The organism is Candidatus Nitrosopumilus sp. SW (assembly GCF_006740685.1).
Taxonomy (GTDB): Archaea; Thermoproteota; Nitrososphaeria; order Nitrososphaerales; family Nitrosopumilaceae; genus Nitrosopumilus.
Genome location: NZ_CP035425.1, coordinates 365,424 through 381,712 on the forward strand (window position 1 = coordinate 365,424; position 16,289 = coordinate 381,712).

The window sequence follows — 16,289 nt, forward strand, 5'->3', positions numbered from 1 at the left end:
GGCTAATTTTTTGCGTTTTGTATAAATTAGAGTGATTCAGACAAGTTTTCGTGAGAAAATCAGTAGAGAATTTAGCAACCAGTAAAACAACTGGAGGAAGAAGACATCCACTTAGAATTAGACGAAAGTATGAAACTGATAGATATCCAAATGAAGCTGTAACAGGAGCTCAAGTAACAGTAACAAGACATGTTCGTGGAAAGAATAGAAAAACAGCTGTTAAAACAATTGATTTTGTTAACCTTGCAACAGGAGATGCAAAAGTAAAGAAAACAAAAATTCTCAAAGTATTAGACAATGCAACAAACAATGATTACAAAAGAAGAGGCATCATTACAAAAGGTGCAATACTTGAAACACAAGAAGGTAAATGCAGAGTTGTTTCAAAACCAGGACAAAACGGAATCGTTAACGCAATTTTAGTTAAGGAATAAAATGAAGGATTACGAACACATCGTAATCTGGTTGGATTATTTCAACAAGAATTTAAAAAAATCAAAAGGTAGAAGATTAGGATTAGAGAGATGTGTTTTTGATCCTTCATTGAAAGAATTGATGGATGCAGCAAAATCGGCAGGGTTTGAAATCACAGAATCAGATGACAAAGTAAGATTTCCTAAAAGACCATTTGTCAGGTCAGGATACATTGTTTTACCAAAAGGATCCTCCAAGACAAAAATTCTTAACAAAATTTCCGAAAAACTTGTTGCAAAAAGGTCCAAACAATCAAAATAAAATCAAATCTAGCTCTTAGCTAAAGTAAAGTTGACAGAAGTCTATGATAAGAATATCATGATTAGTGTTTTTAATTGCAGGAGGTAGGCGAAATAATGCACCTAGCCGGTAGTGGCAGGGTAATCATTCAACTATCTAACAAATTAGTTGAAGGACAGATACTCTGCGACGAAAAGGGAACTAGAGTTGCAAAAGTAATGGAATTGATTGGTCCAGTAAGGAGACCATTTGCATCCGCAACTCCGTTAACAAACAACATCAAAAAATACATTGGCAAAAGTGTTTTCGCAACAGAACATTCTCCTGACAATTCAAAGAAAAAATTTAGGAGAAGAAGAAAATGAACATACTAGAAAAACAAAACTGTCCTGAATGTCAGGCAACAGTAGTTAATGACATGCAGAACGGTGAAATAATCTGCTCTGGTTGTGGCGTAGTAGTCGATGATCAAGTAGCAGATTATGGTCCAGAAACAATAAGTTCGAATCTCGAAGACAAAATGAAGTTAGCAAGAGCAACCGGACAAACAACTTATTCCCAACACGATTTGGGAATTACAACTGAGATAGCAATTAGTACAAAGGACTTTAGTGGAAAAACAATCAACCACGAAGTTGCAAACCAAATGCACAATCTCAGAAAGTGGCAACAAAGAGTAAGAGTGTCCACACCAAAAGAAAGACGACTTGCAAATGTTTTAACAAAAATGGGAGAAACATGTGATGGTCTAGGTCTTTCAAAGAATGTGTTGGAGACTGCTTCTATGATATACAGAAACTTGGATGGACATGTTGATGTGAAGGGAAAGTCAGTAGTAAGCATTACAGCAGCTACAATTTACATGGCATGCAAACAATGTGATGTAGTAAGATCACTAGAAGAAATTATTCGTGGAATATGTCCACCAAAAGATGTTAAATCAAAAACAAAACTTGCAGCAAGATACTATAGAACCATGGTAATGGAAATGGGACAATTAACTGCCCCAGTTGTAACCATGGACAAATACATCTCAAAGATAGCAAACATGACACAAACTGAGGTCAGAGTTGAGAGACTAGCCTTAGAAATAGCAGAGAAAACAAAAGACAGTAGCATTGCAGATGGAAAAGCTCCAAATGGAATTGCTGCAGCATATCTCTATGTGTCATCAGTCCTACTTGGTCAAAACGTGCTCCAAAGAGACGTTTCAAGTATTGCAGGAGTAACTGAAGTTACTATCAGAAATAGATGTAAAGAGATTCTAACAAATTACAAACTCAAAATTACTTTGAGACCATCTCTGGCCAAATATTAACACCCCCCCCTCTTTTCATTTTATTATCAAAACTACACGTTAGGATTAGCTAAATTTCGTCGGTATTATATATAGAAACAAAACATTGCGCAACATGGCAGTTCTTGAAATCAAAGACCTTCATGTAACAAGAGAAGGAAAAGAAATTCTCAAAGGAGTTAATTTGAAAACAGGACCTGGAGAAGTTCATGCCATTATGGGACCTAACGGTTCAGGAAAAAGTACATTAGCTTACACATTACTAGCACATCCAAAATACGAAGTAACACAAGGAGATATTTTATTGGACGGAGAGAGTATTTTAGAATTAACTGCTGATGAAAGAGCAAAGAAAGGATTATTCTTAGGATTTCAATATCCAACAGAAGTTTCAGGTGTAGGATTTTCTCATTTTCTCAGAACAGCTTACAACTCTCTAAGTAAAGCACTTGAAGGTGATGATAGAGAAGTGTTTATCACAGTAAGAGAATTTCAAAAATATCTTAAAGAGAATTTAGAAAAAGTTGGATTAAAAGAAGAATTTCTTTCAAGATATCTTAACGAGGGTTTCTCAGGAGGAGAGAAAAAAAGAGCAGAAGTATTACAAATGGCAGTACTGAAACCAAAAATTTCAATTTTAGATGAACCTGACTCGGGCTTAGATATTGACGCAGTTCAAGCAGTTGCAAAAGCAATTAGTCAAGTTTCAGGCAAAGACGCAACAGTGATTGTCATTACACACTATGCAAGAATTCTAAAATTCCTAGACAAACTTGACTTTGTTCACGTATTTGCAAGAGGTAAAGTTCTCAAAACAGGAGATGCATCTCTTGCAGACAAACTCGAATCAGAAGGGTATGATTGGGTTTTAGAACAAACTGCATGATTAAATTGTAAAAAAAATTCATTATCAAATTGATTTACAAAGTTCAAGTAGTGTTTTCTAAAGAATTTTTTCAAGTCGAGGATGGAGAAATAACTATTGGAATAAAATCAAAACCAATCAAAGGGGAAGCAAACAAAGAAGTCATCAAAAAAATCGCAAAACATTTTGGAGTTACTACATCACAAGTTAAAATAAAGTCAGGGCATAAATCAAAAGAAAAAATCATAGAAATCTCACAGTAGAAAATCTAGTTTTTGTTTAAATAGGGTTTTCAAATTGTACAGAACATGTCAGAGAATAATGAGCAATATTATTTCAATTTCTCATTTTTCAAAGTTGATCCAAAATGGAGATGGATGGCAGATTTAGCAAAAGAAGAATCTGCAAAAGAAGTAGAGAACATTTTAAAAAACTCAGGAATAAGATATAGGGCATATTCTAATTTAGGATTAAGAGATGATGCAGACTTTCTACTATGGTTTGTTGGAAATTCATTAGAAGAAATTCAAAAGGCCATCGAAAAATTATACAAAACTGTTTTTGGAAAATATATCATTCCATCTAGAACATATCTATCATGTTCAAGGCCATCAATCTATGTAAAAGGACAAGGGAAAGAACATGGATTCGTTACAGGAATGGAGCCAAAAAAACATGTGATAGTATATCCATTTACAAAAACTCGAGAATGGTATCTCTTACCTCAAGAAAAAAGACAAGAGATAATGGATGAACATATTGAAGTTAGTAAAAAATATCCACAAGTAATTCTAAACACAACATACTCGTTTGGAATTCATGATGAAGATTTTATGTTAGCATTTGAAGTTGACAATGTTAGGGACTTTCAAGACTTGATAATGGATTTGAGGGAAACCCAAGTTTCATCATACGTAAAAAATGACATTCCCATGATTGTTTGTATCAAAAAGGATATTGTGCCACTAATTTCCAGTTTAGGATAGAATTTCAAAGGTGCAAATAGCGGATAAACATAAATGAAGAAATTTTAAACATCTCTTAAAATCAAGGTGTGAAAGATGAAATACAAAAAACTAGGTAAGAGTGGAATCGAAGTTTCTGAGATAGGATTTGGTGCATGGAGTATTGCTTTAGATTGGTGGGGAAAAAAAGTTGAAGAAGATGAAGCTAAAAGAATGCTAAAAAAAGCATATGATTTAGGAATTAATTATTTTGAAACTGCAGATATGTATGGGAAAGGAAAAAGTGAGAAATTAATCGGCGAAGTTTTCAAAGGAATGAGAGATGAGGTTGTTATTTCAACAAAATATGGTTATGATTTTTCAAATGTTGAGCAAATCGGACATGCAGAATTACCACAAAACTATAGTCCAGAATATACAAGAAAAGCAGTTGATGCATGTTTAGAAAGATTGCAAACAGATTATCTTGATTCATTAGGATTGCACAATCCAAAATTACATCATGTGAGAAATGATGAGACCTTCAAGACTATTGATGAATTAATGGATGAAGGAAAGATCAGAGCAGCTCAAGTTGCATTGGGTCCAGCAATAGGATGGACACAAGAAGGGCTTGAAGCAATGGATAGAAAAAGCATATCATCAATTCAAACAGTTTACAATATCTTAGAACAGACTCCAGGAAATGAGTTAATTCAAAAAGCTGAAAAAGAAGACGTCGGAATTCTTGTTAGAGTTCCAGATGCATCAGGAATTCTAACTGGAAAAGTAAAAGCAGATACTGTAATTCCAGCAAATGATCATAGAAAAGATAGAAAGATGGAATGGAGAAAATCAGCATTAGAAAAAGTAGAACAATTCAGACCAATTGCAGAACGTAACGGATTAAACATTACAGAATTTGCAATTAAATTCATTTTATCAAAGAATAAGATTGCATCAGTGTTACCTACTGTTGTAAGTGAAGAAGAAATCGAAATGTTTGCAGCAATTTCTGATGGAAAATATTTGAGTTCTTCAGATATGAAAGAAATTGATGATTTGTACAACACATGGCCAGAATACGAATTAAAAGCAACACCACAAGCAAGTTAATTTGCAAATGGATTTTTCAATAGATTCTCAAAAAACTCTAGAAGTTATAGAAAGAATGAAGCTTGCCAAAATAGGAGAATACAAAAAATGGGAAGCAATAATTAAAAAAATAAAAAAAGACATTCCTCTAAACCAAGGAGAATTAGAATATTATACTAATTTAACACGAATTTACAAAGATTCCACTATTACAAGTAGAAGTAAGATTTACCACACGAAATTATCAGAACATGATGAAAAACCTCCATGTAAAGAGTGTGGGGAAAGTTCATTATTTTATTGCAATATGAACGACCAATATTTTTGTACAATTCATGTCGTAGGACATGATGAAAATGAGATTTAGGAAGCAGGGACTTTTTCTTCTAAAGAGAAAGAGTTTTCAACAAAATACTCCACACGAGTTTTTTTGAATTCACGTGAACTAAAGAGAATTTTATAATCATCAACATGAATTTGATCCTGAATTGTCTTTGCCATTTCATTTGCCTCATCATGAGTTTTACAATGAATCATTGAAAAAACATTGTAAGGCCAGTCGGGATATGTAGGACGTTCATAGCAATGACTAACTTGAGGAAAAGCACCAAGTTGTGCACCAACATCAGAAATTTTATCTTCAGGAACTTTCCATACAATCATCCCATTTGCAGTAAATCCAACTTGTCTGTGTCTTAATATGGCAGCAAATCTTCTCATCACTCCAATTTCTTCATAGTGTTTCATCTTTTCAAATAATTCATTTTCAGTTATTCCAAGATTATTTGCTGCTTTGACAAAGGGTTCATCGACGATATCCATATCTTTTTGCAATTCACGGATGAAGTTTTTGTCTTCTTCAGTTGGTTCAAATTTTACATTTTTGATTTCTTTCTTTTCTTCAGTTGGAGCAACATCATGTTTTTTTTCATCAACCATGTCTAATTTTACACCAATTTTGAAGAGTTGTAAAGTAGGAAGCATTCGTACTTTTTTAATTCCTTTTAACACATTGAATTTATCAAGTTCTGTTTTCAAATCAGAGCCGGGTGGAACAGCTAAAGTAAACCAAAGATTGAATTGGTGATCACGTTCATAATTATGACTAACGCCAGGATGTCGATTAATTTGACTTGCAACAGATTCTAGTTTATCATGTTCAATTTCCATAGCAACCAAAGAGCTGGTATAACCAAGTTTTCTAGTATCAAAAATTGCACTGAGTTGTCGTAAAACACCAATTTCTTTAAGTTGTTTAAGACGCCTTTTTACAATTTCAGGAGTAGTATCAAACTTCTTTGCAATTTCGTCAAAAGGTCTAGTAACAAGAGGAAATGTCCATTGAATTTCATTAAGAAGTTCTTTGTCTAGTTCATCCATAGATGTCATATGACAAGGACTCCCTCATTCAATTAAAAATGTAGCTGGTAGTACATGTAGAAATTTTAATACATAAATAGAAATCGAAGGGTTTTTGATCGATGATAGTAGACCTAAACCTTCAAGACAAATCAGTAGTTGTGATTGGGGGCGGAAATGAAGCGCAAAAAAGAATCAATTCTTTGATTAGACAGGGGTGTGACATTACAATAATTAGCGATAAAATCATTCCACAAATTACAAAACTTGTCAAATCAAAAAAAATTCAATTAATAAAACAAAAAATCCAAGATACTAAATTCATTTCAGAATTGAACCCAGATATCATAATTACAACAACTAATGATAAAAAATTAAATCAAAAAATCATCAATGCGGGAAAAAAGAAAAAAATCATTACATATAGTTCAGATAATCCTGAAGAAAGTGATTTCTCAAATCCTGCCATAATTGATTTTGAAAAAATGATTCAAATTGCAATTTTCACAGGAGGGCGAAGTCCTGCAATGTCAAAAAAACTCAAAAAAAAATCAGAAGAGGTGTTTAAAAAAATCATTACAAAAGAAGACATTGGACAAATCAAAATTCAAAAGATCGCAAGAGATATTGCAAAAGAGAAAATTGCAACTATAACAGAAAGAAAAGCATGCCTTCGCAGTATCATGACTGATAATGAGATTGATCAGTTAATAAAAGACGGTCAGATGAAAAAAGCTGAAAAGAGAGCCATTACAATAGTGAGGAATTGGAAATGAATCAAAATATCATTAATGCACGTGTGACTTTTCGTAATTCACCAATCCATATTTTAGAACAATTTACAATAAAAGACATTGAAGAGGCATATGAGCAATTCAAGAGACATTCAGGATTAGATGAATGTGTCATAATTCAAACATGTAACAGAATTGAATTGTTTGGAAAATCAAAAAATCAAGAAATAGACAAGATAAAGAAAACATGGGCATCATTAACAGAATTGGAAGAACAAGTTTTTGATGAAAACATGGAAGTAGAAGAAAATCAAAATGCTTTGCATCATTTATTGAAACTAACTTCAGGCTTGGATTCCATGGTATTAGGAGAAGAGCAAATTCTAGGTCAAATAAAAAACTCCATTACTTCTGCAAGAGAGAAAAAAGCATCAGGTCAACATCTTAACACATTATTTGACAAGGCAATCAAGATAGGTACCAGAATCAGAAACTCCAGTGGAATTGGTAAAGGTGGGATATCAGTAGGTTCAATGGCAGTAAAACTTGCAGAAGAAAACATTGATGAGTTAAAAACAAAAAAAACATTATTGATTGGAACGGGTGAAGTTTCCACACTAGTTGCAAAATCATTACAAAGACGAGGTTATGCATTTGATGTTACCAGTAGAACACTTAGCAGATCAGAAACATTTTGTGAGACCATGGGAGGAAATCCAGTCAAATTTGAAGAAGTTCTTTCAGGATTTGATAATTATGATGTGATATTTGTTGCAACAACTGCCCCATATTTTCTTGTAACATATGAACGAATTACAGAGGCAATGAAAGATAAAAACAAAGGAATGATGATTTTGGATTTATCAAATCCAAGAACAGTGGATGAAAAAGTTGCAACTATTGGAGGAGTAAAATTGATGAATCTTGATCAAATTGCAGAAATGGTTGAAAAGAACATGAATGCAAGATTAAACAAGGTAAAAACCGTTGAAAATATAATTAACGAAGAAGTATCTGTATTAGAAGCCTCAATGAAAAGACTGGAAGCAGAACCACTGGTAAAAGATGTGTTCAAGAACATTGAATCACTTAGAGCAAAAGAGTTGCAAAAGGCACTTCAGATGTTAGACGAAAAAGATGAGAAAAAAATCAAAATTATCGATGAGTTAACTAAAGCAGTAGTTGAGAGCATTGTTTCAACACCGATGAACAATATCAGAAAAGCTTCTGAGCAAGGCAATCCAGAGGTAGTAGATTTAGCAAGCAAACTCTTTGACTATAAAAAAGAAGAACAGACTGACTAGGATTATATTTTACCCAAAGAGAATTTCTAATATGTCATTTCCAACCAGACGTCTACGTAGATTAAGAACATCAGGTAAAATGAGAGAGTTGGTTCAGCAGACCACACTTTCTCCAAAAGATTTCATTTGTCCAGTATTTGTTCAAGAAGATCTAAAGACAAGAACCAAAGTTGAATCAATGACAGCAATTGAAAGACTACCATTAGAGGATGTTAACGATGAAGTTGGAACCATTAGTGATTTAGGTATTCCTGCAATAATGTTATTTGGAATTCCAACTCAGAAAGATGATGCAGGTTCTTCTGCATTTGATGACAATGGGATTGTACAAAAAGCAATTTCTCAGATTCGAGAAAACTTTGGAGATAAGATGGTAATTATGGCAGATGTATGTTTATGTCAATTTACATCCACAGGACATTGTGGAATTATTCAAGGAAATAAAATTGATAACGATACAAGTTTAGAAACACTTTCAAAGATTGCAGTAAGTCAAGCAAAAGCAGGAGTTGACACAGTTTCACCTTCTGCAATGATGGATGGTCAAGTTGCAGCGATTAGAAAAGCACTTGATGATGAAGGATTTTCAGATGTCTCAATAATGTCTCATTCTGCAAAACATCGTTCAAACTTTTATGCACCATTTAGAGATGCAGCTGAATGTGCACCAAAGTTCGGAGACAGAAAAACATACCAGGTTCCATATACAAATGCAAGAGAAGCAATGATGGAGGTAGAAACAGACATCAATGAAGGAGTAGACATTGTTATGATAAAACCTGCATTATCATATTTGGATTTAATTGCAGAAACAAGAAGAAAATTCAATGTTCCAGTTGCAGCATACAGTGTTTCTGGAGAATACGCGCTGGTAAAGGCCGCTTCACAGTTAGGATATGTCAATGAAAAAGACATGACAGAAGAAATACTGTATTCAATAAAGAGAGCGGGGGCAGATATGATAGTAACTTATTTTGCAAAATCTGCTTCAAAATTTCTTCAAGAATCATGAGAAACGACGAACGTTACGAGATTCAAAGGGCATTTGATTTACTTCCACATGTCATTGGTGCAAGTTGGGCTTCAGTTGAATTCAGAATGAAAGGTATCAAAAAACCTACAAGAGAAGAATTCCGTGAAAAAACTCTAGAGTACCTAAAGATGGTCGAACCAGTCTTTGAATCATATCCTAATGATGAGGAATTTGATGCAATTCGAAAATATATCGATTTTAGAAAAAATGAGGAATATGAAAAGATAGTTTCAGGATTGAATAAAGAGATTGAGAAGAGATACGATAGATATGTCGATTATGGTTAAACTTCTTGTTTTAGTTGTTTAAGATAGTCTTTTAGAATTCTTGTTCTTCTTTTTGCCTCAATCTTTCCAGATTTTGTATTCATGAGAGATTCTAGTTTAAGCAGTTTCTGAAAGAAATGGTCCACAGTCCATGTGTTGTCATCAGGACTTCTTTTTTTACAAAATGGGTCATTGATGTTGTAAAAAGGTCTCTTTAAAGAGCCACCTGTAGCAAAAACCCGAGCAATACCAATTGCGCCTAAGGCATCTAATCTATCTGAATCTTGGAGAATTTTTCCTTCAATAGTTTCAGGGGTTTTCTTTTGAGAGAAACTATGATCACGAATAGCATCTGAAATTATTGTAATTTCATTTTCATCAAAGTCATATTTTTTTAGGATTTGTTTTGACTTTTTTGCACTCTCAATTGAAGACATTTTTGAGCGCTTATCAGATTTCGGATAAGAGATAATATCATGTAATAATACAGCACTTAAAACTAATTTCTCATTTGCGTTTTCTTTTTTGCAGATTTTTTGTGCAGTTTTGTATACTCTCATAATATGCTCAAAGTCATGAGCAGGATCATTTACCATAATTTTTTTTATATCTTGTTTAAGTAATTCAAGAACGTTCATTTAGAATCTCCATATTTTTGGTTTGACAAATTTAATTTTTCTCTGAGTAATTAATACTGTCCAATTAATAGATGCAAATAGAACAATGACTCCGATTCCCACACCATCAATTAATAAAATTCCAGTTAAGCGATCCTCAAAGATTTCCAAGAAAGGTTGTAAAACAGCATTCCCAAAGTAAATCATTATGATGTATGAAATAGTTCTTCCAAACCAAAATCCAACATAGATACCAATACTTTTTGCACGCATCAATCCATAAGTGATAAACAACATATTGCTTGGCAGAGGGGTTGCGCCAAAAAGAAATGATGCAAGCAAATAACCATATTTTTTGTGATTAAGATAATCACCAATTATGTCAAGATTTGATTTTTGTTCTTCCCCAACGAATTTTCTAAATAATCCACTAATCTTTTTGAGAAAGAACCTACCAATAGTGGCACCCGTTGCGCCAACCATAGCAAGAAAAACTACATTCAAGCTAGGATCAAGAAGGTAAAATGAGGTCAATACAATCCAGCTTGGAGGCATTAAGATTGGAGATGCATTTACAAGAATTAATGCAAGAAAAATTCCAAGATATGATAATTCTCCAAAAATTTCAAAAATATCTACCATCTTTCAAAGAATATGCTAGTTTTTTTGCTTCTAAACCCTTGGATCAGTATGCAGTCACAAAAAAATTTCATTATGATCTAAAAAATTAAAAAAATTACATGTTTTTCAAAACAATGATCAGGTATTGTAAAAAATTGGATCAATCATGCAATATCTTTATAAGCAAATTATGCCTATAGTTAGGCATGTCCGAGATTGTTTGGAAGTGTTTTAGATGCAATCTATCTTTCAAGGACGAAGATGTGGCAGAAATGCACAAACAAATTTCAGAACATTCTGTAAGCAAAGTTAAAGCAATTGTAGCATAATTTCAAAAATTTACAATTTTGTAGAAAATATAGTGCAGAGAGTGGGATTTGAACCCACGAACTCCTAAAAGAAGGGATTTCCTATTTTGGAAGATCTTGAGTCCCTCTCGGTTGACCGGGCTTCGATATCTCTGCAATGAGAATGGACAAAGAGCAGTATTTTTCGATTACTATTTTGACAGATTTGAAAAATGATCTATTAATTTGAAGAAATTTTAACAAAGCTTATAATCGTGCGCAGTAGACTCAAAAACACATGGCAGAATTCATACCAATTTCACAAGTAAAAAAAATGCGAAGTGGAATAAATGCTAAGGCAGAAGTAAAAAGCAAAGGAGATCCAAGAACTGTTAATCTAAAAAGTGGAGGAACAGTAGATGTCTGTGATGCTGTTATAGCTGATGGTGAAACTGAAGATGACCAAATGAAATTGACATTATGGGGAGATGACATCAAAGCAGTGAATGTTGGGGATGTTGTTGTAATCACAAATGGATACACCAATGAATTCAAAGGTGAAGTCTCTTTAACAAAGGGCAAATTTGGTCAGATGGAAGTAAATCCTCAATAATTTCTTTTATTATCATAATTATTTTTCAGATCAACTAGAATTACTATAATGCCAATTATCAAAACAATAACACCCAAAATTAACAAAAAACCAGACACCATCAAAGGTAGAACCATATTCATAACAGGAGAATCAGGATTTGTAAAAGATTCAGAATTTTCTGGATCCTCAGAAAACATGACAATTACAGTGACATCATCAGTACCAAGATTTTGGATTTCAAGATTTAATGTGTCAGATTGAGATATTTCTAATACTTCAAAAAGAATGGGTTCATCTTGTACAAATGTTCCATAGTCATCACCAAAAATATTTGTGATTGTTATAGATAATTTATCCCCAGCCTGATAATCAAGAATTTGAATACCCCACAAAATAGGAATGTCAGAAGAATAAGTGGAGTAAGAAAAATAGGCTGAATCATCAGGCATGATTTGAATTTCATTAGAAATTTCATCAAACATACCTTCAAACAATGAAGATACAAACAAATCACCAGGACCAGTAACATTAGTTGGGATAGCAGACACAGCAATTGAAAGAGAAATAATTACCAAAACTATTCCAGAGACGGCAATTACAGGTCCATGTTTTTTCATCACTGAAATTCAGATAAAACCTGCTTTAATATCATAGGAAATTAAACGAAGAAATATTTTTTCTAACGTTTTCGTTTCTTTTTAGCTGCAGTTTTTCTTGCTGGTTTCTTTTTAGCTGCAGTTTTTCTTGCTGGTTTCTTTTTAGCTGCAGTTTTTCTTGCTGGTTTCTTTTTAGCTGCAGTTTTTCTTGCTGGTTTCTTTTTAGCTGCAGTTTTTCTTGCTGGTTTCTTTTTAGCTGCAGTTTTTCTTGCTGGTTTCTTTTTAGCTGCAGTTTTTCTTGCTGGTTTCTTTTTAGCTGCAGTTTTTCTTGCTGGTTTCTTTTTAGCTGCAGTTTTTCTTGCTGGTTTCTTTTTAGCTGCAGTTTTTCTTGCTGGTTTCTTTTTAGCTGCAGTTTTTCTTGCTGGTTTCTTTTTAGCTGCAGTTTTTCTTGCTGGTTTCTTTTTAGCTGCAGTTTTTCTTGCTGGTTTCTTTTTAGCTGCAGTTTTTCTTGCTGGTTTCTTTTTAGATGCAGTTTTTTTCTTATCTAGAATTTCTTTTAATTTTGAGGATGCTTTCTCTAATGCTTTCTTTGCAGATTCTTCAGATTTTTTTCTGATTTCCAATTCTTTAACAAATTTTTCAGCTGCTTTCTTACTAGACATCATTGTCTCACGCAGAGAGGGTTTTGATTGAGATTGTTTTTGAATTTTAGTAGAAAGTTTTGATTGTATGCTATCGAATTTGGCAACATCATCAGTGATTTTTTTTGCAGTTTTTTGTCTGCTTTTAATTTCAGAAGTTAACTCCTCAACACGGTCTGTTAGTGAGCGTAATCGAGATTCAGCAAGTTGTTTTTCTTCAGGATTTTCAGAAAATTCAATTTCCTGTTCAGTTTGCTCAATGGCTTCTTTTTCCCTAGTTAGACGCTCTTCAGCAGTCTGAATTAGTCTTTGGATACTTTCCAATTGGGAATTTTTTTGATTTAAAACGCTAGAAACATCTGAAGCATCTTCTTTCTCAGATTCTATTTTTCTGTCAATAGAGTTAAGACCTGATGAAGAACGTCTATGAGCTGAAAGAACTTCTTTGAGTTGTTTTTCTGCTTTTTTTCTTAGTTTAGTTGCTTCTTGTTGTTTTTTACGCAGTTGCAAAACTGTTTTTTCTAATGATGCCAATAATTCAAACAAACCAAAAGAGTCGATTAAGTTGTTAATATAATCATGATTTGACTTACCAGTTAAGAAAATTAACTAATAATGATCGCAAATATCATTTTTTAAAAAATATTAGTCAAGATATCTGACTATTACTATGGATTTTCATCCAAAAGACTTGCCAGTAACAAAAACATATGATCTCAAAGACGAAAAAGATGCATCAAATGCGGTTGAAGACATGGTGAGTGTTGGATTTCAAGGTAAAAAAGAAGGATTTCGAGTTTTAATGCCAAAAGAATCCAAACTTGCAAAAAGAATCGGATATACAGTAACCACTGGAGTCACTCATGGATTAAGACAAAAAAATGAAATTCGAGATATCAGATATTGGACATATCATCATGATGATGAACATTATGCAATAGTTTTGATTAGTAATTCAGCATTAACAGAGTTAGGTTTTTGATTTGTCAAAAATTTTGTATAGTTTTGTTCTATTTGCCATAACGCCGGCAAGCATGATTCCAATAACTGTTCCACCTATCACATCCATCGGATAATGCTGTAAAACATAGATTCGACTCAAAGAGATCATTACAGGATATAAGAACAGTAAATACGCACCCCTGGGGAATCGTTCAGATAATGCATACCCCAAGATAATTCCAAATATCATAGCTCTGGCAGCATGCCCAGATGGGTAAGAGGCATCAAATCCACCCTCACAGAAGAGGGCAAAAGTGTCACGACTGATTTCTACAGGGAACTCTACACCCTCATAATCAAAATCAGGTCTATCACGATCAATTCCACATTTTATGTATCCAGTAAGGAGAGTAGACAATACAATCAATATCATCAGGGTAATTCCTATCCTTCTGGTTTTTGGAATAATTAACATCACAATTCCAAAGACCAACATGTTAAAAACATCGCCACTTTCTGTAACATACTGCATTATGATGTCAAGTGTAGGATTTCCAACATTTTGAGAGAAAAACGAAACTATACTTTGATCAAAACTTTCAGTAATTCCAGAGTACACTAATCCAGTTAAAATCAAAAATAAAATTGTCAGCAATACAAATGAACGAGACCTAATATCAAAAAGCCAGTTTTGCAATCAATCAAACTCCATATACGCATCTTTTAATTTTTGTCAATAGATAAGTTTTGGAAATCATTATTTTTGAAAATAAAGTTTACAGAATAATTCTGATCGGCTCAAAGAATTTAACCAAGTGCATAATAGAAAAGTCGTGAAGGTACTCACACTTGATGATTTTGACTTAAAAGGTAAGACCATTTTTTTGAGAGTGGACATGAACTGTCCAATAGACCCAGAAACTATGGAAATTTCAGGTACCAAAAGAATTGAAGAAGCCATAGAAACACTACAATCACTAAAAGAAGCCAAAGTAGTTGTTGCATCACACCAAGGAAGAGTTGGGAATAATGATTATACTGGAATGGACAAACATGCAAAAGTTCTTGAAAAATTAATGAATAGAGAAATAAAATATGTTGAAGACGTTATTGGTGAAGCTGCACAAAATGCAATTAAAAATTTAGAGAATGGAGACATTCTACTTTTGGATAATCTGAGATTATGTGCTGAAGAAAATTATGAATTTACTCCAGAGAATGCAGCAAAAACAATCATGGTAACTAGATTAGCAAAACTATTTGATCTCTGTGTGTTGGATTCATTTCCTAGTGCACACAGATCACATCCGTCAATTGTCGGATTTCCACAAGTATTACCTGCATGTGCAGGAAGAATAGTTGAAAGAGAAGTTAGAAATCTTGATGAAATCATGACTGTTGCAAAGGCTCCTCATGTCATAGTTTTAGGAGGATCTAAAGTTCCAGATAGGCTTGAGGCAATCAAATTACTTATTCAAAACGGCAGAGCAGATCATGTCTTACTAACAGGATTGATTGGAAATGTATTCATGCGTGCACAAGCCAGGATCAAATCATCACTTGGAATTAAAAGAGAAGAAGAAGTCGTTGCAAAAGCCCACACATTGATAGGAGAGTATCCAGACGTCTTTGCAACACCAGTAGACATTGCAATTGACAAAGATGGTGAAAGAGTAGAGATGGATGTAAGAGAGATGGGCAAAGGTGATAAGATTTTTGATTTAGGTCCAAAAACTGTAGAATATTATTCAAAATTAATTGCAGGTGCAGGAACAGTATTCATTAGTGGTCCAGCAGGATTTTTTGAAAAAGAAAATTTTAGTTTTGGAACGAAAGCATTACTAACTGCAGTAGCAAATTCAATGGCAACAACAATTGTTAGTGGAGGTCACTTAACAACAGCATTGAAACAACAAGGATTAGCAGATAAAATTAATCACATTAGTACTGCAGGAGGAGCACTTGTTCTATATCTCACGGGAGAGAAATTACCAATGATAAAAGCATTAGAAGATGCTAGAGTAAAACACCAATCTAAATAGTAGATTTACACGAAGAGTTTGGACAAACTCGTTCTTCAGATTTTCCAAGAAAGACGTCCTGATCACAAGCATTGCAATGTAATTTTTCAACGGTATCAAATAGTTTCAGATGAATGGTAGTAAAATTCTGAGCAACATTTCTTGCAAGACCAGAATCACAAAGATCATTGACAAAAGTTTCGATATCATCAATTATCCATGAAGGATCAATGTCACCATTTGCTTTGAGAATTTCAAATATGGAGTCATTTGTAAAAATAGTATCAATTTCATTGAATTTCTCAAATATTATTTTCCTTATTTGAATTTCAATTGGAGTTGTAGGCGTAAAACTCAT

24 protein-coding genes and 1 tRNA gene are annotated in these 16,289 nt (G+C 33.4%); 17 read left to right on the plus strand and 8 right to left on the minus strand.

The window, feature by feature from the left end; genetic code table 11:
* Positions 1–50 precede the first annotated feature (50 nt).
* The 9 genes from Nisw_RS02285 (at position 51) to Nisw_RS02325 (ending at position 5,282) form a co-directional block, all read left to right on the plus strand.
* On the plus strand, positions 51–434 hold the full coding sequence (locus Nisw_RS02285; RefSeq protein WP_141976156.1) for a 30S ribosomal protein S8e: 384 nt from the start codon (positions 51–53) through the stop codon (positions 432–434).
* Between the two features lies 1 nt (position 435).
* Positions 436–735, plus strand: coding sequence for a signal recognition particle subunit SRP19/SEC65 family protein (locus tag Nisw_RS02290; protein WP_141976158.1), 300 nt, complete (start codon positions 436–438; stop codon positions 733–735).
* 95 nt (positions 736–830) lie between these two features.
* Complete coding sequence (locus Nisw_RS02295; protein WP_255430859.1) at positions 831–1,079, plus strand: H/ACA ribonucleoprotein complex subunit GAR1; 249 nt, start codon at positions 831–833, stop codon at positions 1,077–1,079.
* Complete coding sequence (locus Nisw_RS02300) at positions 1,076–2,032, plus strand: transcription initiation factor IIB family protein (RefSeq protein ID WP_141976162.1); 957 nt, start codon at positions 1,076–1,078, stop codon at positions 2,030–2,032. The genes Nisw_RS02295 and Nisw_RS02300 overlap by 4 nt, the downstream gene beginning before the upstream one ends.
* Before the next feature lie 94 nt (positions 2,033–2,126).
* The gene (sufC, locus tag Nisw_RS02305) at positions 2,127–2,897 is read left to right on the plus strand and encodes a Fe-S cluster assembly ATPase SufC (RefSeq protein WP_141976164.1); all 771 of its coding nucleotides are present in this window, start codon (positions 2,127–2,129) and stop codon (positions 2,895–2,897) included.
* A 29-nt stretch (positions 2,898–2,926) separates the two neighbouring features.
* The gene (locus Nisw_RS02310) at positions 2,927–3,139 is read left to right on the plus strand and encodes a DUF167 domain-containing protein (RefSeq protein ID WP_141976166.1); all 213 of its coding nucleotides are present in this window, start codon (positions 2,927–2,929) and stop codon (positions 3,137–3,139) included.
* A gap of 45 nt (positions 3,140–3,184) precedes the next feature.
* A complete protein-coding gene (locus tag Nisw_RS02315) occupies positions 3,185–3,862 on the plus strand; it encodes a chlorite dismutase family protein (protein ID WP_141976168.1) in 678 nt (225 codons plus the stop codon).
* A gap of 75 nt (positions 3,863–3,937) precedes the next feature.
* Positions 3,938–4,936 carry an aldo/keto reductase gene (locus tag Nisw_RS02320; protein ID WP_141976170.1) on the plus strand — a complete coding sequence of 333 codons (999 nt, stop codon included), beginning with the start codon at positions 3,938–3,940 and terminating at the stop codon, positions 4,934–4,936.
* A 7-nt stretch (positions 4,937–4,943) separates the two neighbouring features.
* The gene (locus Nisw_RS02325; protein WP_141976171.1) at positions 4,944–5,282 is read left to right on the plus strand and encodes a hypothetical protein; all 339 of its coding nucleotides are present in this window, start codon (positions 4,944–4,946) and stop codon (positions 5,280–5,282) included.
* Here the strand turns inward: Nisw_RS02325 and Nisw_RS02330 are convergent.
* The gene (locus Nisw_RS02330; RefSeq protein WP_141978453.1) at positions 5,279–6,295 is read right to left on the minus strand and encodes an Lrp/AsnC family transcriptional regulator; all 1,017 of its coding nucleotides are present in this window, start codon (positions 6,293–6,295) and stop codon (positions 5,279–5,281) included. The genes Nisw_RS02325 and Nisw_RS02330 overlap by 4 nt on opposite strands.
* A gap of 101 nt (positions 6,296–6,396) precedes the next feature.
* On the opposite strand from Nisw_RS02330, the gene Nisw_RS02335 reads away from it, so the two are divergent.
* Genes Nisw_RS02335 through Nisw_RS02350 form a run of 4 tightly spaced genes read left to right on the plus strand, consistent with a single transcriptional unit; the run spans position 6,397 to position 9,632 of the window.
* The gene (locus tag Nisw_RS02335) at positions 6,397–7,050 is read left to right on the plus strand and encodes a bifunctional precorrin-2 dehydrogenase/sirohydrochlorin ferrochelatase (protein WP_141976173.1); all 654 of its coding nucleotides are present in this window, start codon (positions 6,397–6,399) and stop codon (positions 7,048–7,050) included.
* A complete protein-coding gene (hemA, locus tag Nisw_RS02340) occupies positions 7,047–8,312 on the plus strand; it encodes a glutamyl-tRNA reductase (RefSeq protein ID WP_185736650.1) in 1,266 nt (421 codons plus the stop codon). Before Nisw_RS02335 ends, hemA begins: the two co-directional genes overlap by 4 nt.
* A gap of 31 nt (positions 8,313–8,343) precedes the next feature.
* On the plus strand, positions 8,344–9,324 hold the full coding sequence (gene hemB / locus Nisw_RS02345; protein WP_141976177.1) for a porphobilinogen synthase: 981 nt from the start codon (positions 8,344–8,346) through the stop codon (positions 9,322–9,324).
* Positions 9,321–9,632, plus strand: coding sequence for a hypothetical protein (locus Nisw_RS02350; RefSeq protein ID WP_141976179.1), 312 nt, complete (start codon positions 9,321–9,323; stop codon positions 9,630–9,632). The genes hemB and Nisw_RS02350 overlap by 4 nt, the downstream gene beginning before the upstream one ends.
* On the opposite strand, the gene Nisw_RS02355 is transcribed toward Nisw_RS02350, so the two are convergent.
* Positions 9,629–10,249: an HD domain-containing protein gene (locus tag Nisw_RS02355; protein WP_141976181.1), complete on the minus strand. Its 621-nt coding sequence runs from the start codon at positions 10,247–10,249 to the stop codon at positions 9,629–9,631. The two genes, Nisw_RS02350 and Nisw_RS02355, sit on opposite strands and share 4 nt — an antisense overlap.
* The gene (locus Nisw_RS02360; RefSeq protein ID WP_141976183.1) at positions 10,250–10,870 is read right to left on the minus strand and encodes a hypothetical protein; all 621 of its coding nucleotides are present in this window, start codon (positions 10,868–10,870) and stop codon (positions 10,250–10,252) included.
* A gap of 185 nt (positions 10,871–11,055) precedes the next feature.
* On the opposite strand from Nisw_RS02360, the gene Nisw_RS09310 reads away from it, so the two are divergent.
* Complete coding sequence (locus Nisw_RS09310; RefSeq protein WP_255430824.1) at positions 11,056–11,178, plus strand: hypothetical protein; 123 nt, start codon at positions 11,056–11,058, stop codon at positions 11,176–11,178.
* 33 nt (positions 11,179–11,211) lie between these two features.
* On the opposite strand, the gene Nisw_RS02365 is transcribed toward Nisw_RS09310, so the two are convergent.
* Positions 11,212–11,313 (minus strand) — tRNA-Leu (locus tag Nisw_RS02365).
* A gap of 121 nt (positions 11,314–11,434) precedes the next feature.
* On the opposite strand from Nisw_RS02365, the gene Nisw_RS02370 reads away from it, so the two are divergent.
* Entirely contained in the window at positions 11,435–11,749 is a 315-nt protein-coding gene (locus tag Nisw_RS02370; RefSeq protein ID WP_012214888.1) for a DNA-binding protein, read from the plus strand.
* On the opposite strand, the gene Nisw_RS02375 is transcribed toward Nisw_RS02370, so the two are convergent.
* Both Nisw_RS02375 and Nisw_RS02380 read right to left on the minus strand, forming a co-directional pair.
* On the minus strand, positions 11,743–12,348 hold the full coding sequence (locus Nisw_RS02375; protein ID WP_141976185.1) for a hypothetical protein: 606 nt from the start codon (positions 12,346–12,348) through the stop codon (positions 11,743–11,745). The two genes, Nisw_RS02370 and Nisw_RS02375, sit on opposite strands and share 7 nt — an antisense overlap.
* Positions 12,349–12,410: 62 nt before the next feature.
* The gene (locus Nisw_RS02380; RefSeq protein ID WP_255430825.1) at positions 12,411–13,502 is read right to left on the minus strand and encodes a histone H1-like repetitive region-containing protein; all 1,092 of its coding nucleotides are present in this window, start codon (positions 13,500–13,502) and stop codon (positions 12,411–12,413) included.
* Between the two features lie 136 nt (positions 13,503–13,638).
* Between Nisw_RS02380 and Nisw_RS02385 the strand changes: the two genes are divergently transcribed.
* Complete coding sequence (locus Nisw_RS02385) at positions 13,639–13,950, plus strand: hypothetical protein (RefSeq protein ID WP_141976189.1); 312 nt, start codon at positions 13,639–13,641, stop codon at positions 13,948–13,950.
* On the opposite strand, the gene Nisw_RS02390 is transcribed toward Nisw_RS02385, so the two are convergent.
* Entirely contained in the window at positions 13,939–14,607 is a 669-nt protein-coding gene (locus tag Nisw_RS02390; protein WP_141976191.1) for a phosphatase PAP2 family protein, read from the minus strand. The genes Nisw_RS02385 and Nisw_RS02390 overlap by 12 nt on opposite strands.
* A gap of 118 nt (positions 14,608–14,725) precedes the next feature.
* On the opposite strand from Nisw_RS02390, the gene pgk reads away from it, so the two are divergent.
* Positions 14,726–15,952: a phosphoglycerate kinase gene (pgk, locus tag Nisw_RS02395; RefSeq protein ID WP_141976193.1), complete on the plus strand. Its 1,227-nt coding sequence runs from the start codon at positions 14,726–14,728 to the stop codon at positions 15,950–15,952.
* On the opposite strand, the gene Nisw_RS02400 is transcribed toward pgk, so the two are convergent.
* Positions 15,945–16,289, minus strand: coding sequence for a hypothetical protein (locus Nisw_RS02400; RefSeq protein WP_141976195.1), 345 nt, complete (start codon positions 16,287–16,289; stop codon positions 15,945–15,947). The genes pgk and Nisw_RS02400 overlap by 8 nt on opposite strands.

Bases quoted from the DNA above. Each gene is read 5' to 3' on its own strand.
- Nisw_RS02290 (WP_141976158.1), top strand. From the start codon at position 436: ATGAAGGATTACGAACACATCGTAATCTGGTTGGATTATTTCAACAAG.
- Nisw_RS02295 (WP_255430859.1), top strand. From the start codon at position 831: ATGCACCTAGCCGGTAGTGGCAGGGTAATCATTCAACTATCTAACAAA.
- Nisw_RS02300 (WP_141976162.1), top strand. From the start codon at position 1,076: ATGAACATACTAGAAAAACAAAACTGTCCTGAATGTCAGGCAACAGTA.
- sufC (WP_141976164.1), top strand. From the start codon at position 2,127: ATGGCAGTTCTTGAAATCAAAGACCTTCATGTAACAAGAGAAGGAAAA.
- Nisw_RS02315 (WP_141976168.1), top strand. From the start codon at position 3,185: ATGTCAGAGAATAATGAGCAATATTATTTCAATTTCTCATTTTTCAAA.
- Nisw_RS02320 (WP_141976170.1), top strand. From the start codon at position 3,938: ATGAAATACAAAAAACTAGGTAAGAGTGGAATCGAAGTTTCTGAGATA.
- Nisw_RS02325 (WP_141976171.1), top strand. From the start codon at position 4,944: ATGGATTTTTCAATAGATTCTCAAAAAACTCTAGAAGTTATAGAAAGA.
- Nisw_RS02330 (WP_141978453.1), bottom strand. From the start codon at position 6,295: ATGGATGAACTAGACAAAGAACTTCTTAATGAAATTCAATGGACATTT.
- Nisw_RS02335 (WP_141976173.1), top strand. From the start codon at position 6,397: ATGATAGTAGACCTAAACCTTCAAGACAAATCAGTAGTTGTGATTGGG.
- hemA (WP_185736650.1), top strand. From the start codon at position 7,047: ATGAATCAAAATATCATTAATGCACGTGTGACTTTTCGTAATTCACCA.
- hemB (WP_141976177.1), top strand. From the start codon at position 8,344: ATGTCATTTCCAACCAGACGTCTACGTAGATTAAGAACATCAGGTAAA.
- Nisw_RS02350 (WP_141976179.1), top strand. From the start codon at position 9,321: ATGAGAAACGACGAACGTTACGAGATTCAAAGGGCATTTGATTTACTT.
- Nisw_RS02355 (WP_141976181.1), bottom strand. From the start codon at position 10,249: ATGAACGTTCTTGAATTACTTAAACAAGATATAAAAAAAATTATGGTA.
- Nisw_RS02360 (WP_141976183.1), bottom strand. From the start codon at position 10,870: ATGGTAGATATTTTTGAAATTTTTGGAGAATTATCATATCTTGGAATT.
- Nisw_RS09310 (WP_255430824.1), top strand. From the start codon at position 11,056: ATGTCCGAGATTGTTTGGAAGTGTTTTAGATGCAATCTATCTTTCAAG.
- Nisw_RS02370 (WP_012214888.1), top strand. From the start codon at position 11,435: ATGGCAGAATTCATACCAATTTCACAAGTAAAAAAAATGCGAAGTGGA.
- Nisw_RS02375 (WP_141976185.1), bottom strand. From the start codon at position 12,348: ATGAAAAAACATGGACCTGTAATTGCCGTCTCTGGAATAGTTTTGGTA.
- Nisw_RS02385 (WP_141976189.1), top strand. From the start codon at position 13,639: ATGGATTTTCATCCAAAAGACTTGCCAGTAACAAAAACATATGATCTC.
- Nisw_RS02400 (WP_141976195.1), bottom strand. From the start codon at position 16,289: ATGAGTTTTACGCCTACAACTCCAATTGAAATTCAAATAAGGAAAATA.